Source organism: Rhizobium sp. Root1220, from assembly GCF_001426265.1.
Classification (GTDB): Bacteria; Pseudomonadota; Alphaproteobacteria; order Rhizobiales; family Rhizobiaceae; genus Rhizobium.
The window spans coordinates 293,051-308,964 of record NZ_LMDG01000036.1 but is presented as its reverse complement, the minus strand read 5'-3'; the positions used below and the strand labels follow the sequence as shown (position 1 = coordinate 308,964).

Below are 15,914 nucleotides of genomic sequence, written 5' to 3'. Positions count from 1 at the left end.
GACGCTCTTCCGATCTGGGATCTTCGAGCAGCTCTATCGGATCGAAAAGCAGGCACGAGAGAGCAAGCCCAACATCGGTGAAACGCAGGCCGATTGCGTTCGCCGTTTCCGGCAACAGCATAGCTTGCCTGTCCTGGCCGCACTCAAGTCATGGCTCGACAATATCGCGCCGAAGGTCGTACCGGATACCAAGCTCGGCGATGCCGTGTCCTACACCCTGAACCAATGGGATTATCTGACGCGCTACATCAGCGACGGCAGGATGCCGATCGATAACAACATTCTGGAACGTGACATCAGAGTTTTTGCGACCGGAAGAAAATCGTGGCTGTTCAGTGATACCGCCGACGGAGCCAGGGCCAGCGCCGTGATCTACAGCCTGATGCTRACTTGCCGCGCCTGCGGCGTCGATCCACTCACCTGGCTGCGCCACGTGCTCACTGAGTTGCCTCAGCGCGAAGAAGCCGACGACATCGGCAACCTKTTGCCGTTCAACTTCTCCAAACCCTCCGCCGACTGATAGAGCCGGATATCGCTTCGCAAAAACAGCCGTTTCGGAGATGCCGCCAACGTCAATGTGCATGGAAAATCGCGCTTACGANAACCCTCCGCCGACTGATAGAGCCGGATATCGCTTCGCAAAAACAGCCGTTTCGGAGATGCCGCCAACGTCAATGTGCATGGAAAATCGCGCTTACGACTGAATCTTGTCTTTCAGTTCGCCGTCGCATCGGCTAAGGAGCCCGTTGACCAGCGTTTTGGCTTCATCTGCCCGACCGATCCGCCTCCAAATGCTGGATAGGGAAGCGATCGCTTTTAACTCCCAACTCAAAGCATTCTGTTCACGGGCTTTCTCGACGGAACGCAGCAAGCTTGATTCCGCTTCCGAAAGATCCGGGCTCGACATTGCGAGTATGATCTCCCCTCGGGCGCGCAGGATGTCAGGCAACCAAAGAGAGGCGCCGGCTTGCCCCGCGCGATACAATGCGTCGTCTACGATAAGGAGTGCTTCCTCAACGCCTCCCGATTGGCACAGGCCTTCCGCCAGGGCTCGTTGTGTTGGTGCCGTCAGGACATGATTCTGATTTTCGCCTGTCGCCTGCAAGGCAGCTCGAAGAGTCGCGACACCTGTGTCAACCGCGCCTGTTGCAATCATGAGTTCGCCTCGAAGTGCGAGGCCAACAGCCAGGTAGGGACTGAGTGAGTATCTCATCGCGCACTCGATGGCATTTTCGCAATACTCCGAAGCTTCCTCGATTTTACCGCTCCAATAGAGAACTGGCACTGAATCGAGGAGAACGGCGCAGTACAATACGGGATGGCTGGATCCTTCGACCCGCTTGTTTGCTTGGCGCGCGATCGAGACAGCTCTGTTTTGGGAGCCCCGTATCCACAACGATTTCGCGAATGAGGCAAGCGCCCTCGTGTGGTAATCATACCCGAAGTATACGAACTGAGAGGGCGCAACGTCGGTAGCAAGCATGAAGCCACGTTCGAAATGAGAGGTAGCAGCTAATTGGTTCCCTGCGACATGAAACGATGCCCCCAAAAGCCACTCGCTCATCGCGTTCTCCGCGGCTCCGCCTGATTTTTCGGAAATGGCCAAGGCACGTTGGGCAATTGCAAGGGCACCGGTTGTCTCACCGCGACGTGTTAAAAAGACACTGAGGCCAATAAGCAAGTAGTGCTGCAGGCGCGCGTCCGCTAAATCCTCGGCAAGCTCCAAACCGCGTTCGATCGCAACCCTGACTGTCTTGCTATCTTCCCAAAGATACATTGATGAAAGAGCTAAAGCCTTTTGCAGATAAAGTTCCCTTTGCTGACCTCGATCGCTTGGCAGCAGAACGTCCAATGCTTGTCGACACCAATCCCTGCACTCTGCCAGAAGTGGAAAAGATGCCAAGAAGAGCGGAGTTGCATGAGACGCGAGTTCAATGCCGATGCACACGTTGCCAGCGGGAGAGAAACTCCATGCCAACGCTTGGCGAATGTTTCCCAGATGAGGCGTGAAGCCAGCGGCGTTGTGTCCGTGCGAGACCAGCCCCGGCGTTTCCTGCGCCTTCAAAAAATCGGCAAAATAGCGCGCATGCCGCATCGCCACCCCGTCGATCTCACCCCCCGCAGCCAATTTCGCAGCCGCATAAACCCGAGTCGTGTCGAGAAGCCTATAGGTCACTGCGTCCTTCGTCGGAGAGGTCGAAACGAGCGACTTATCGACCAGACTTGCAATGGCAGTTGTGGTCCGAGCCTTATCATCAGGCGAGCCGGCCACTGCGATGGCAGCCTCGAGCGTAAACTGACCAACGAATACGGCAAGCTTGCTGAGGATCTCTTGTTCAAGTTCTGAGAGTAGGTTGAAGCTCCAATCCAGCATACCTTGTAAAGTCTGGTGGCGAGGCAACGCGCTGCGACGACCTTGCAACTGGAGTTCTGCGTCATATCCAAGGAGATCAAATGTCCCTTGGATGCCATAGGTCGCAACGCGACTCGCGACGAGTTCGATCGCCAAAGCGATCCCGTCAAGTCTTCGGCAGATATTTGCAACAATGGGTGCCTCACGGTCGGTGAGGGCCACCCGATAACCGCTGGATGCAGCCTTTTCCATGAAGAGCTTGACAGCAGGCGAACTGAGCGCCTGAGCGGCAGAAGGAAAGTCGTTTGGTGGAGTATCGAGAGGGAGGAGCAGGTGTACGTTTTCGCCTTCAACCCGTATGGCCTCCCGGCTGGTTGCCAAAAGGTGCACTGCCCGCGCCGATCTAAAGAGTCGTTCCGTCAACGCGGCCACCGCGGTAATCACATGCTCGCAGTTGTCGAGCACTATAAGGCTTCGCTTGTCTGCCAAGAATGCCACAATGTATGGCTCGACGTCGGGTCCTTGCACAAAGCAACCTAGCGCCGAGGCAACCGCGTTTGGGACGTGCCGAGAATCGGTAATCAGCCCCAGGTCCACGAAGTAGACGGCATTATCACCAAATTCTTGCCGAAGTGAATTTGCGACCGCCACGGCTACGGTCGTCTTCCCAATACCGCCTGGACCGACAACGGTTACAAAGCGCTGCGACAAGGTCAGCAATGCCAGAGCATCGACCGTTTCGTTTCGGCCCACGAGAAAGGGCAACGGCGGCGGGAGGTCTTGGGACCGAGGCGGCACACTTCCGACCGAACTCGGTTGCGCAGGAAGGACAGCCATTCGGTGAACCGGTGCCGTGAAGGTATAACCCCGGCCGGCGACGTTGAGTATGTAGCGTGGACCATCCTGGCCTGCCGACAGAGCCTTCCGCAAGGAAACCATATGAACGCGGAGGTTTGATTGCTCTACGGTGAGGCCCGGCCAAACGATCTCTGTGAGTTCGTCGCCGCTCAAGATTTCCCCCGGTCTTCGGGTCAGTGCGATCAGAATGTCGAGCGCACGGCCACCAATGGGAACTGCCACGCCGTCTCTAGCTAGGAAGCGCTCGGCGGCGATCAACTGAAACGGCCCAAAAAACAAGCTGTCCCCGAATTCAAGTTCGCTGTCACTCGCCATCGTAAGCCACCCCTTCCATGCGCTTAATGAACCCTGCACATCCCCCAGCTTCGCCATACGAAAAGTGGGCGAAGAAATCAGCTGAAGTCAATTGCTTACGCTAGCGAATTAAATCTCGTGAGGTCGATTGCGCATGATCCCACTCGATATATCGTCTCATCCGGCGGCAAAGTCCGTACTTTATTAATCGCCAATCTCTAGTAAATTCGTTTGGAAGCGGGATTTTATCGATGCGGGTAGTTTCAAGAGTCGCGATGTATCCGGTTTTGTTGGCAGGAGTCCTTGCGACTGGCGCGGGCGTGTCGCAGGTCTCACCGTCAGAATTGAACATTGGGGTGATGATTGAAGCGACGGGACCGCTATCGGACGTCGGCCCGTCGGTTGAAAAAGCAGCGAAGCTTGCTGTCGAGGTTGCCAATAGAGCGTCAAAAGAAGCTGGGATCAATCTGACCGTCCATCTCGTTGCTGCTGACTCCCAAGGCAACCCGCAAGCGGCCGTCTCCGCCGCGCGTACCCTGGTCGATAGAAACGCATCCTGTATCCTGGGGCCGGCAACCACGCCGGAAACAATTGCTGTGCTCAATAGCGTTACCATGCAACGCGAGATCACGCTCTGGCCGCAGGCATCGAGCACTCGATTGCGGAGCGTTGAGGACCAGGGGACAATATTTCGCACTGTTGCTGCGGACGATCTTCAATCAAAGGCTCTGGTGCTCGCGATCGAGAACTACATTGGCGTAGGTAAAAAAGTCGCAATAATTTTTCGAAACGAGCCATACGGCGATGCGCTGTCACGAATTTTCGCCAAGGACTGGCAGGGCAAAGGCGGAGCGATTGTAGCGAATATAGCGTTCGATCCGCAGCAAGAGGGTTTCGATTCCGAGGCGTCGCGGGCGCTCGAACACGATCCGGACGCATATTTGGTGATCGACTACCCCGACACCTATGCGAAGTTGGGTGCAGCACTCGTCCGAACCGGTAAGTTTGACCCAAGAAAGCTCTTCGTGGCCGACGCCTTGTCTTTCGCGAAGGTGCCGGGAAATATTCCGGCACAGGCAATCGAGGGAGCTCATGGGGTTGCTGGCGGATCACCCCGAGGGACCGGCGCTTACGATCTTTTTGCCAAGCTTTGGGAGGACGCGGGAGGGGTGGAGGACGGCTCTTATACCGCCAACATTTTCGACGCCGGCATTTTATGCTTTCTCTCGGCGGTCGAAGCAGGCTCGACGGAACCCCGCAGCATTCGCGACAAAGTGCGCAGCGTCACACAGGACGGGGCGCGTCGGTTCACGATCGAAAATCTATCGGAGGCCGTGAAGCACGCCGCAGCAGGCGAACCCATCGACTACGTCGGCGTATCGGGAGCCTTCCGTTTCGGTCCGAACGGCGATCCGACAAACAGTCTCTACGACATATTTCAGTATCAAGGTGGCGACCGGTTACTGTGAAACAAGTAGATGTGAGGTAGCTGGTGACCGCACCAACAGATGGACGCCCAGGGTTCTTAGGCGTTGCGCGATCTCATGTTGCAAAGCTTTCGCGTCCAGCACTCCTACTTCTGTTGGTGATAGTGGTCCTGGCCGGCCTGATCATTGTCTACGGCACCGCCAAGGCATCGCAGGCGACCGTCAATGGCTTTGTCGCGGGCACTTATATTGGTCTTGGAGCAATTGGGCTAACACTCATTCTAAGCGTGCTTAAGCTCGTAAACTTCGCCTATGGCGACCTTCTGGTAGCAGGCGCTTATCTCACAATCATGTTCAGCTGGATGGGTGCGCCGCTTCCGCTTGCCATGGTGCTTGCCGTCTTAGGCACTGCAGTTATATCGCTTGCAACCGAGAAATTTGTGTGGCGTCCTTTGCGCAAATCAGGCGCAAGCACTCTTCAAAGTCTACTTTCCGCCATCGGGCTTGGCTTCGTAATTCGCTTCACAATACAGTTCTTTGGCGGCAGCCAATCGAGAACACTAGGCGCAGACGTTACATCGACCATAATACTGGGACCCATTCGAGTTGGCACGCTCCAAGCCCTCTCGTTGCTCTTTGGCGTGGCCGCCGTGATGGTCTTTGGGCTCGCTCTACGCTTTACAAAGATGGGCAAAGCGATACGCGCATTTTCAGACAACCAAACACTTGCCGAAGTTTCCGGGATCAATGCCAGTAAGACTATTGACGTTACTTGGATAGTGTCTGGCTTGATAGCAGGCACGGCCGGTGTTCTCTATGCGGCAGCTATCGGCAGTTTCAATCCAAACTTCGGTGTTGCCTTGTTGTTGAGTCTTTTTGCGGCGGCTATCCTCGGCGGGATCGGCAACGCTTACGGTGCATTGGCAGGAGGGATTGTCATGGGCCTGTCACAGGAGTGGTCAACGCTGCTCTTCAGTGCGCGGTGGAAGCCCGCAATTGGGTTGGCGCTTTTGGTGGCGATGCTCCTTACAATGCCAAACGGCATATTTGGCCGCTCACAGCGGCAATCATGAGCGTCGATTTCTGGGTCAACGTCGGCGTTCTCGCGGGAATATACGGCATACTGACGCTCGGTTCGCAGGTTAATGCGGGCTTCACTGGGCTACTGAACTTTGGCCAAGCAGGATTTATGGCAATCGGCGCATATGGCGTTGGGGTTTTTGTCGTCAGCGGTGGGCTTCCCCTATGGCTAGCATTCCTCCTTGCGTTGGGATTGTCAGTTGCTGCGGCATTGGTTGTTGGCTTGTCGATGCTCCGGTTGCGCGCCGATTACTTCGCCATCGTGACAATCGCCTTCGCTGAAATCGTACGCTATACTCTCCAGAACAGCGAATTTTCTGGTGGCAACCAAGGTCTAATAGGGTTCGACGCGAACTGGCGGGAGGCGAGTGGATGGATGTCGTCGAAGCTCGTGGCCATCGGCCTCGGTGACCACCAGCAGATCCCGCTTTTCCTTGCTGTTTGGTCAACCCTTCTCATGCTGACGTTATTGCTCAAAATCCTTGAACGCACGCCATGGTCACGAGTGCTTCGAGCTATTCGCGAAGACGAAGAGGCTACTGCAGCCCTGGGAAAGAACACGCTTTCGTACAAGCTCCAATCGCTAGTGTTGGCCGCGGCGCTAGCCGCGGTTGCCGGTTTTTTCGTGGCGTTGGACGTGACTTATCTCTATCCTAGCATATTCGACCCCACATTCACTTTCTTCGGCTATGCGATTTTGCTGGTTGGTGGGCTTGGTAGTTATTGGGGGGTGGCGGTAGGAAGTATTCTTTTTTGGAGCCTTCTTGAAGGCAGTCGTCTCTTTGAGACGGAACTCTCCGCGACCCAACAAGCGTCTCTGCGCTTCATTGTCGTTGGCCTACTGCTGATCGTCCTCGGTCGCTTAGGTCCACAGGGGATCTTCGGCAGCCGTAAAGAGATGAGAGCGCGCCTGTGAGCATAGGCATCCCCATTCTCGAGATAGCCAATGTCACGAAGAGCTTCAAAGGCTGGCGCGCAGTCTGTGGCGCAAGCTTTGACGTCGGACGTGGCTCGATCACTGCGCTCATCGGTCCAAATGGGGCAGGTAAAACGACGATGTTCGATATGATAGCGGGCTTTTCCAGACCGGATTCGGGTCAGATACGCCTGGCACGCCACAACATTACAGGACTACCACCTCATCGTATCGCACGCCGCGGGCTTGTACGCTCATTTCAGTTCCCCCGAGTTCTCGCCGGGATGACGGTTTTGGAAAACGTGCTTCTGGCAGCACCGCGCCAGACCGGTGAGCACCTTCTATCCATGCTTGCGAGACCACGACTAGCTCGTGACCGCGAAGCACTTGCTCATATCGCGGCGAAGGAGTTCCTGCGGCTGTTTGGCTTGAACGCATGGTCGGATGAATTCGCTGGAACATTGTCTGGTGGGCAAAGAAGACTGCTGGGCATGGCCCAGGTACTGATGACCGAGCCGGAGATTGTTCTGCTCGACGAACCCTTGACTGGGATAGGCCCGGGTCTCGCGGCGGATATCTTCGACATCATCGCCTCGGCACGGCAGCAAAGCATGACTACATTTCTCTTCATCGAGCACAATCTGGACGTCGTCATGCGGCGTGCCGACGAAATCGTCGTAATGGTGGAGGGCCGCGTGATTGGGGCTGGAACGCCTGAAGCGATCACCTCCAATTCCCAGGTAATCGACGCCTATATGGGCGATATGCGAAAGTGGGATTTCCAGTGACTGTCGCTGTTTTGGAAGCGAAGGATCTTGTCGTGGGCTACTCGCTTTATGCGAATGTCCTGAACGGTGTCAGCATAGCAATTTACCAAAACGAAATCGTTACCGTTGTCGGGCCTAATGGCGCGGGAAAGTCAACCTTGCTCCAAGCTTTGGTGGGGCTTGTACCGATACGCAGCGGCAGTATATCGCTTTGCTCCTCGGAAATGACCGGCCTGTCCCCGAGCGTCTTTGTTCAACGTGGATTGGGATATGTACCGCAGAACAATAGCATTTTTGAAACGCTCTCCGTAGAGGAAAACCTCGAGATCGGCTTGAGTTCGAGAACGAAGTTACCTCTTAACTCTCGGAGGGATCAAATGTACGCATGGTTTCCACGCCTCGGAGAACGTCGCAAACAATTGGCCGGGAGTCTCTCCGGGGGGGAGCGGCAAATGTTGGCGCTCGCGCGAGCGTTGATGCCAAAGCCCAAAGTCGTGCTCTTGGATGAACCAACTGCCGGCCTTGCAGCACGGCTCGTGGAACTGGTGCTCAGACAGATAGTGGAAATAAATCGGTCAGGAGTCGCGGTTCTCATGGTAGAACAGCACACCGCTGCAGCACGTGAAATCTCACATCGCAGCTATACCCTGAACGCTGGTTTGGAACCTGACCAAACGGCGAAGTCAGGTTAACCGGGAGGCTGCCATTCAGCATATTTATCGGCGGTCTCGCACTGCAGTTTAATTTTGGGGCCTAGCTGAAGGGCTGCCGCGATCGTGGAACAGTTTTTGATTTAACGAAGACGGTTCCAAAATGTCACCGGGGATCCCCGCAGCCCACATGAAGCCGCAGGCGATTTCGTCGTCCTGAAGCTGGTAGTGAAACCGCCGCGATCGCAACGAGTTGACAGCTTGTGGTGATGCGTTTGGTCACGGTCCGCTCATATGCGAGGTCTCCTAGATCATGCGTACCCCGCGATAAGATCCTCTCCTGTCCCTCTTTCCAACGAGCGAGTACAGGTTCATCATGTCATGGGCTGTCCTTTGCTCTTTCTAGGCATCGCTTGAACAACACGAGGTGTTTGGGACATGGATGCCTGCCGCTGCTTAGCGGTTTCAGGAGGAGGTCCCCGAACTTGAGATCGGGCGGTTTCCGCGTTCAGGCTTTGTAGGATGCTCAATATGGAGAGTTCCCATGATCCGCTTGCACAAGCCAATCGCAGCTTTCGCTTTTCTCTTGCTCATCGCAATCAGTTCGTCATGTAGCCCCGGTGGGCCGGGGGCACGCTCGCTAAACGAACCTTTGAACATCGCCTGCGCGGATGGCTTCAGAGCCAGAGGCGACGGCTCATGCAGCTTTTAAGATCGGGGGAGATGCGATATCGCCGCGGCTGCTGACAATTTTGAGGTTGCACATCACCGTTAGCCCTTGCGCGATTCGAACTCACAGGTGAATAAAATGAGAAAGCACGCAGTTCTGATGCTGTCGTTGATCGCCGCATTCTCGGCGGCGATGCCAGCGCAAGCCGTCCCCTTCTTCAACCGGCCGACGTTTCAGACCTCGGACCCGCAACTAATCCAGTATCGCAGGTACTACCCCCGTTACGGCCGGAACTATGGTGGCCAATGGGGCGGCTATCGAAACTACGGCCGGAGCTACTACGGTGGCTATCGCCCCTATGGTGGCTACCGGTACGGAGGCTACGGGGGCTACTATGGCCGCGGCTATTACGGCGGTTACTATGGCGGCGGTTATAACGATTTCGGGCTGCTGTTAGGTGGACTGGCCACGGGCGCGATAATCGGCGGCGCGCTCGCTCAGCCGAGGTACTATGATGCACCCAGATATTACGGCAACTACTCGCACACAGACTGGTGCTATTCTCGATATCGATCTTATCGGGCGTATGACAACACGTTTCAGCCTTACTACGGTCCTCGGCGCCAATGCCTTGGTCCATAGCCAAACAACACCCGCAACGGACAAGCTACCACCCAGCTGGAGATATTCAGGTTCGATCGCTCGAGACGCATAACCATGATGTCTGCACACTGATTTGTGGATGTGCGGTGCGCAGAGACGACGGTCCACGCGAGGCAATTTCATCTCGGTCCTCGCCAGTCAATTCTGGCACTACCACTACACCGAAGGGGATGGGCTAGGGTCAAGCCCCTGCTCATACAGTCTCGGCGCCAACACTGCGCTAGTCACGTGGAACCAAAGTCAAAACCACGATATCGAGCACAGGCTGACAAGGCCCAAGCACCTTGGCCCAATGGCTAGGTAGAACGCCTGAACCGCACGGTAAAGTAAGCCAGCCTCAAGCGCTTCCACTATGACGGCCATGATCAAATCCAAGCCCATCGCCGAAGCTTCATCGCCCCGTACAAATTTGGCTGTCGCCTCAGGACCTTGAATGGCTTTACGCCCTTCGAGTTTATCTGCAAACGGTGGAAAACAGAGCCGGAACGATTCATCATCGATCCGATCCATCAAATGCCGGGACTAAATATCTAGTCCAGTCGACGCTTATGTGGCGATGCACAAAGTAAAGATACAAAGATTGGCGCACCCGAGAAGATGAAACTGGGCACCTCTATGCCATTGTTATTGCTATCAACTTCTAAGCGGCGGTATGCTGTACGCCGCGTGCGGACCCAATAGCGGCGTGCAGAGAAGTCAAGCTTCGACCCCGAAGAGACCTTCGGGAGAATGCACCTTCCTCTGACACAAAGGCGTTCAGGACGCATTTGAAGCGCTGTGCTAAATGGATGCGGTCGACGTATCGTCCGGAGGACCTCGCCATGACAGATGATTCAAGCCTCGATCGTCGCGATTTCATGCTTTTAACCCTCGGCGGCGCTGCGGCGTCGATTGCTCTTGCTTCGGATCGTGCTGCGGCACAAACCGCGACGGCCAAGTTGCCGGGAGGAACGGTCTACACGGGCGATACCGTGGACGGAAAGCCGGTCGTCAGCACGCTCGGTGTCGCCGACCTCGAGCCGGGGAAGCTCCATCGCCTCTATTTCCGCGGTGTCGAGGGCCCATCGGGCCAGCCCTGGCTGGTGTCGGTCGCCGTCCTGCGGGGAGCTAAACCGGGCAGGCGCGTCACGCTGGTGAGCGGCGTCCACGGCGACGAGATGAGCTCAATCCGCGCCGTCCAGACCATCATCAACGGGCTCGACCCGCTCGCGATGAGCGGCACCGTCATGGCGGTCTGCGATGTGTCCCGCCCTGCGATCGAAAGCATGGGGCGGCGCTGGCCGAACTCCGGTCGCGGTGCGGACCTGGTCGATCTCAACCGTGTCTGGCCGGGCGACGAGAACGGGCCGGGCGCGCCGGCGCGCCATGCCGGTCTCCTATTCAATCGGCTGATCCGTCCGAACTCGGACTATGTCCTTGATTTTCATACCGCTGGGACCGGCCTCGATGCCGCAGCGTTTCACTTGGCGAAGATGGACGTGCCTGAGGTCAGGGCCATGGCGGAACTCTTCCCCATCGACCAGATCTTCGACAATGCCGGGTATCCCGGTCTTCTTACGGACGCCCTCTTTCAGGTGGGTATTCCGGCCTTCACGCCCGAGATNGCTCTTCCCCATCGACCAGATCTTCGACAATGCCGGGTATCCCGGTCTTCTTACGGACGCCCTCTTTCAGGTGGGTATTCCGGCCTTCACGCCCGAGATCGGCAATGCCCGGAGCCTCGATCTGTCGATGATCCCTCTCTTCGTGGAGGGCACGATGAACGTGCTCAAGCTGCACGGCATCATCGAGGGTCCAATTGGACGCACCGGACGCGATACGGGAATCTTCGTGGGCAACAGCCTCTTCCCGGTTCTTGCGACCGCAGGCGGTATTGTCGAACATCTCGTGAAGCTTACGGACGCGGTCAGCCCCGGCCAGAAAATCGCAATCCAGCGCGATATGTTCGGCGAGATTGTCGCGGAGTATACCAGTCCGGTCGTTGGTGAGATTGGCGGTCTGCGTAGCGACGCCACGTCGGAGCCCGGCAATGTACTCGCCTTCATTCTGTTCAATCAGGCGACGCCGAGCGGGGCTGAAGCCTACCCGGAATAACGCGCAGCCGTCTGCGAGTTGTCTGCGAGAAGCGGCGGCCGGACCCGGTTATGCTGAGACGTTATCACTTCCGGAGCATGCCCGTTACGGACGTGGCGCCAGCGATGCCGTAACGGTGGCATTCGGACAAATCCACATATCAGTGCCCAGTTTTGCTGCTCCGCTCCGCTCCCGGCCGGTAGTAAATCCGCGTAGGTTTGCGCCTGCAAATCCTTTGCATTTCGCAAACTACAATGAAAACAATGTGTTAAAATGATGAATTTCCCTCCTTTTCGAATGTTGTCATTTGTTCGCGATAGCTATGAGCCGCCGGACAAGAATAATATTTTAGAAAAATCAAAAGGAATGGCGCACCCGACAGGATTCGAACCTGTGACCTTTGGAATCGGAATCCAACACTCTATCCAGCTGAGCTACGGGTGCATGCCTGAGGCGGGGTGAATCGCCTGTCCGATGGGTGGTTCTTAGCCCAGCTTTTGCTTGGCTTCAATCTACAAAATGAAAAGTCCGCCGTTCTTGCGAGCGGCGGACTTTTATGTCTCATTTCGGCAGGTCAGACCTGCATGGCACCGGGCCCCGGGATGGCTTTGGGCGGCACCTTTCCGAGGATGATCATGCCGAGCACCTCATCCTTGGTGACATCCTCGGTGCGGGCGTGGCCGACGACCTGGCCGTTCTTCATCACCGAGACACGGTCGGCGAGGTCGAAGACGTCATGGATGTCGTGGCTGATCAGGAAGATGCCGATGCCTTCCTTTTTCAGCTGCTTGATCAACTCGCCGACCTGCGCCGTTTCCTGGGGCCCGAGCGCTGCCGTCGGCTCGTCCATGATCAGGATGCGGGCGTTGAACAGGATGGCCCGGGCGATCGCCACCGATTGCCGCTGGCCGCCGGAGAGCGCCTTTACCGGCTCCTTGAAGCGGCGGAAGTTGGGGTTCAGGCGTCCCATTACCTCGCGGGCCGAGGCCTCCATGGCGACGTCGTCGAGCGTGCCCCACTTGGTGCGGATCTCGCGGCCGAGATAGAGGTTGGCGGCGGCGTCGACGTTGTCGGCGACTGCGAGCGTCTGGTAGATCGTCTCGATACCGTATTTCTTGGCGTCGCGGGGGTTGCGGATGTCGGCCGGTTCGCCCTCGATCAAGATCTCGCCGCTGTCGCGCTTGTAGGCGCCGGAGAGGATCTTGATCAGGGTCGACTTGCCGGCGCCGTTGTGGCCGAGCAATGCTACGACTTCACCGGGGTAGAGGTCGACGGATGCATTGTCGACGGCGTGGATGCCACCAAACGAGATCGAAATGTTCTTCAGCTCCACGAGAGGCGCGCTTTGGCCTGGGGGAGTACGTTGATCAGTCATTGTTCGGACTCCTCTTACTTGGCACGCGAGCGATAGACGGTGTCGAGCCAGACGGCCACGACCAGCACCGCGCCGACGACGACGCTTTGTAGCGGCGTGTCGACATGGGCGAGAACCATGCCGGACTGGAGGGACTGCATCACGAGCGCGCCGAGCATGGCGCCGGCAATGGTGCCGGTGCCGCCCGCGAGCGACGTGCCGCCGATGACGGCTGCAGCGATCGTATAAAGTTCGTCAAGCGTACCTTGGGAATTGGTGGCGGCGTTGAGGCGGGCGGTGGAGATCGCGGCGGCAATTGCCGCCAGGATGCCCATCAACGCAAAGATGCGGACTGTCACCCAGCGGGTCTTGATGCCGGCGAGCTCAGCCGCTTCCGGGTTCCCGCCGATGGCGAAGACATAGCGGCCAAAGCGCAGCCGGGTGGCGATGAAGGTCATGATGATGCCGGTGACGATGGCGATCAGGACCGGCACGGCGATGCCATAGGGGATGTCCAGGCCGGTCTCGGGCCAGGGGATGCCGTTGGTTTCGGCATACTTCTTGGCGATGTTGATCGGCCAGTAGTAGCTGTTGGCGATCCACACGGCTCCGAGAATCAGGAAGCAGGACAGCGCGGAGAGGAAATATTCAGCCCATATCGGACGACGCGGGAAGCCGAAACGCTTGCGCTGCCGGCGCGAGTTGACGATGCTGCCGATCACGAACAGACACGCGACGATGCCGACGATCCAGCTCCATGTCGCGCCGATCGAGCCTTCGGCACCGCCGCCCATGATACGGAAGGTCTGGTCCATTGGGGCCACTGTCTGGCCGCTGGTGACGAGCCATGTGGCGCCGCGCCAGACAAGCAGCCCGCCGAGCGTCACGATGAAGGACGGCACGTTGAGAAAGGCTATGATCGCACCCTGGAAGCTGCCGATCAAAGCGCCCGCGACAAGGCCGACCATGAGCGTGATGAGCCAGGTGAACTGGCTGTCGAAACCGATCAGGTCGGGCAGGATTTTTGCCTGGGTCACGCCCATGATCATGCCGCAGAGGCCGAGCACGGAACCGACGGAAAGGTCGATATTGCGCGTCACGATGATGAGGACCATGCCGGTCGTCATGATCGCGATGTCGGTGGTCTGGACCGAGAGGTTCCAGAGATTGCGCGGTGTGAGGAACAGACCGCCCGTGATGATGTGAAAACCGATCCAGATGATGACGAGCGCGCCAATCATGCCAAGCAGGCGGGTATCGATTTCGGTGGCGCGGAAGAAGCGGCTGATGGCGGTGCCTTCAGTCGCAGTCGGTCCGCTCGAAGTTGTGGATTTTACCATTTCGGCCATGGGTTTGCCGTTCCCCCACTGTTTGGTCGCTTTGGTCGGCGGCATCGTACCGATGCCGGCGTTGCGCCCTGTTCTCGTAATGACCATCGCCGCGCTTCCGGAATTTCGGTCGCTCGGTGCCGCGACATGATACCGGCAGGGAATCAAAACACGCGATGGTTCGGTGAGGCGGAGTGACCATCGACTGACAGTTCAAATCCGCATCCGGCGCCGCAACGGTCAAACCGCTGCGGCGCCGGCAATTCATGCCTTGCGGCTGGCGATTAGTCGCAAGCCTTCGTCGTGCCGGCCTTGACGCCCTGGCAGGCTTCGGCCTTGGAGATCCAGCCTGCGTCGATGACGACGTTCAGGTTGTCCTTGGTGATCGGCAGCGGCTTCAGGAAGACCGATTCCATGGCGACCTTCTTGGCGCCGCCGTCGAAGGTCTGGACGCCTTCGATTTCGGTCATCTTCTTGCCACCGGCGAGGTCGAGTGCGATTTCGGCGGCGCGCTTGCCGAGTTCGCGCGAATCCTTCCAGACGGAAACCGTCTGGGTGCCGAGAGCGACGCGGTTGAGTGCTGCCTTGTCGGCATCCTGACCGGAAACCGGAACGGAACCGGCGAGGCCCTGTGCGTCGAGAGCAGCGATTGCGCCACCGGCCGTACCGTCGTTTGCGGCTACAACGGCATCAACCTTGTTGTCGTTCGCGGTCAGGAACTGTTCCATGTTGCGCTGTGCGTTTTCAGGCAGCCAGCCATCGGTGTAGGCTTCGCCGACGTTCTTGATCTTGCCGGCGTCGATCGCAGGCTTCAGAACTTCCATCGCGCCTGCGAAGAGGAAGTCAGCGTTCGGATCGGACGACGAGCCCTTGATGAATACGTAGTTGCCTTCCGGCTTGACGTTGAAAACGCCCTGCGCCTGCATGCGACCGACTTCCTTGTTGTCGAAGGTCAGGTAGAAGGCAGCCGGATTTTCGATCAGGCGGTCGTAGCCGACGACCGGGATACCTTCAGCAGCGGCCTTTTCGATGGCCGGGCCGATAGCGTCGCTATCCTGAGCGAGAATGATCAGAGCGTTCGCACCCTGCGAAATCAGGGATTCAACATCCGTCAACTGCTTTGCGGCCGACGATTGCGCGTCAGCGGAAATGTACTTGGCGCCCTTGGCTTCCAGTGCCTTCTTGATGGCAGCTTCGTCGGTTTTCCAGCGTTCCTCCTGGAAGTTCGACCAGGAAACACCGACGACGAGATCGGCAGCCATGGCGGCGGTGTGCACGGAAACGAGGATGGCCGCGCCGGCCATCAGCTTCAAAATAGACTTCATTAGATCCTCCCGAGTGAATTGCGGCCATCCCCAGCCAGTGGTTCCTCCAGCCGCCGCGGTTCGCTGACGAGAAAGGTTCGAATTATTTTCTCGACAGTCGAGAAATTTAGTGTCAGAGATTTTTTCAACTGTCAACACTGCACTACCGGCTAAATT

General features: G+C 57.4%; 12 protein-coding genes, 1 tRNA gene and 2 pseudogenes. 10 read left to right on the top strand and 5 right to left on the bottom strand.

What is annotated here, in order from left to right; all coding sequences use genetic code 11:
• The coding region (locus ASC90_RS26220; protein ID WP_156393150.1) for a transposase at positions 1-520 on the top strand (520 nt) is incomplete at its 5' end.
• A gap of 174 nt (positions 521-694) precedes the next feature.
• Here the strand turns inward: ASC90_RS26220 and ASC90_RS26215 are convergent.
• Positions 695-3,526, bottom strand: a complete 2,832-nt coding sequence (locus tag ASC90_RS26215; protein ID WP_056547213.1) for a winged helix-turn-helix domain-containing protein — start codon at positions 3,524-3,526, stop codon at positions 695-697.
• Positions 3,527-3,780: 254 nt separating this feature from the next.
• Between ASC90_RS26215 and ASC90_RS26210 the strand changes: the two genes are divergently transcribed.
• The 9 genes and pseudogenes from ASC90_RS26210 to ASC90_RS30175 form a co-directional block, all read left to right on the top strand.
• Entirely contained in the window at positions 3,781-4,974 is a 1,194-nt protein-coding gene (locus ASC90_RS26210; RefSeq protein ID WP_162246994.1) for an ABC transporter substrate-binding protein, read from the top strand.
• Positions 4,975-4,997: 23 nt separating this feature from the next.
• Complete coding sequence (locus tag ASC90_RS26205; RefSeq protein WP_162246993.1) at positions 4,998-6,005, top strand: branched-chain amino acid ABC transporter permease; 1,008 nt, start codon at positions 4,998-5,000, stop codon at positions 6,003-6,005.
• Positions 6,002-6,928 (top strand): branched-chain amino acid ABC transporter permease, encoded by a 927-nt coding sequence (locus tag ASC90_RS26200; protein WP_056547204.1) that lies wholly within the window; start codon positions 6,002-6,004, stop codon positions 6,926-6,928. The genes ASC90_RS26205 and ASC90_RS26200 overlap by 4 nt, the downstream gene beginning before the upstream one ends.
• Positions 6,925-7,716, top strand: coding sequence for an ABC transporter ATP-binding protein (locus ASC90_RS26195; RefSeq protein WP_200950951.1), 792 nt, complete (start codon positions 6,925-6,927; stop codon positions 7,714-7,716). The genes ASC90_RS26200 and ASC90_RS26195 overlap by 4 nt, the downstream gene beginning before the upstream one ends.
• Positions 7,713-8,387 carry an ABC transporter ATP-binding protein gene (locus ASC90_RS26190; RefSeq protein ID WP_056547201.1) on the top strand — a complete coding sequence of 225 codons (675 nt, stop codon included), beginning with the start codon at positions 7,713-7,715 and terminating at the stop codon, positions 8,385-8,387. Before ASC90_RS26195 ends, ASC90_RS26190 begins: the two co-directional genes overlap by 4 nt.
• Positions 8,388-9,153: 766 nt before the next feature.
• Positions 9,154-9,657: a BA14K family protein gene (locus ASC90_RS28545; RefSeq protein ID WP_082520047.1), complete on the top strand. Its 504-nt coding sequence runs from the start codon at positions 9,154-9,156 to the stop codon at positions 9,655-9,657.
• 265 nt (positions 9,658-9,922) lie between these two features.
• A pseudogene (locus ASC90_RS30185) lies at positions 9,923-10,212 on the top strand (integrase core domain-containing protein); the annotation flags it as partial.
• 254 nt (positions 10,213-10,466) lie between these two features.
• A pseudogene (locus ASC90_RS30180) lies at positions 10,467-11,281 on the top strand (succinylglutamate desuccinylase/aspartoacylase family protein); the annotation flags it as partial.
• Between the two features lies 1 nt (position 11,282).
• A partial coding sequence (locus ASC90_RS30175; RefSeq protein WP_244480451.1) for a succinylglutamate desuccinylase/aspartoacylase family protein occupies positions 11,283-11,772 on the top strand: 490 nt, incomplete at its 5' end.
• A gap of 346 nt (positions 11,773-12,118) precedes the next feature.
• Here ASC90_RS30175 and ASC90_RS26175 read toward each other — a convergent pair.
• The 4 genes from ASC90_RS26175 to xylF all read right to left on the bottom strand — a co-directional run bounded on the left by ASC90_RS26175 (position 12,119) and on the right by xylF (position 15,758).
• Positions 12,119-12,195: transfer RNA gene (locus ASC90_RS26175), tRNA-Arg, on the bottom strand.
• 130 nt (positions 12,196-12,325) lie between these two features.
• A complete protein-coding gene (locus ASC90_RS26170) occupies positions 12,326-13,126 on the bottom strand; it encodes an ATP-binding cassette domain-containing protein (protein WP_056547195.1) in 801 nt (266 codons plus the stop codon).
• A gap of 14 nt (positions 13,127-13,140) precedes the next feature.
• The gene (locus tag ASC90_RS26165) at positions 13,141-14,454 is read right to left on the bottom strand and encodes a sugar ABC transporter permease (protein WP_056547297.1); all 1,314 of its coding nucleotides are present in this window, start codon (positions 14,452-14,454) and stop codon (positions 13,141-13,143) included.
• A 263-nt stretch (positions 14,455-14,717) separates the two neighbouring features.
• The gene (xylF, locus tag ASC90_RS26160) at positions 14,718-15,758 is read right to left on the bottom strand and encodes a D-xylose ABC transporter substrate-binding protein (protein WP_056547192.1); all 1,041 of its coding nucleotides are present in this window, start codon (positions 15,756-15,758) and stop codon (positions 14,718-14,720) included.
• Positions 15,759-15,914 lie beyond the last annotated feature (156 nt).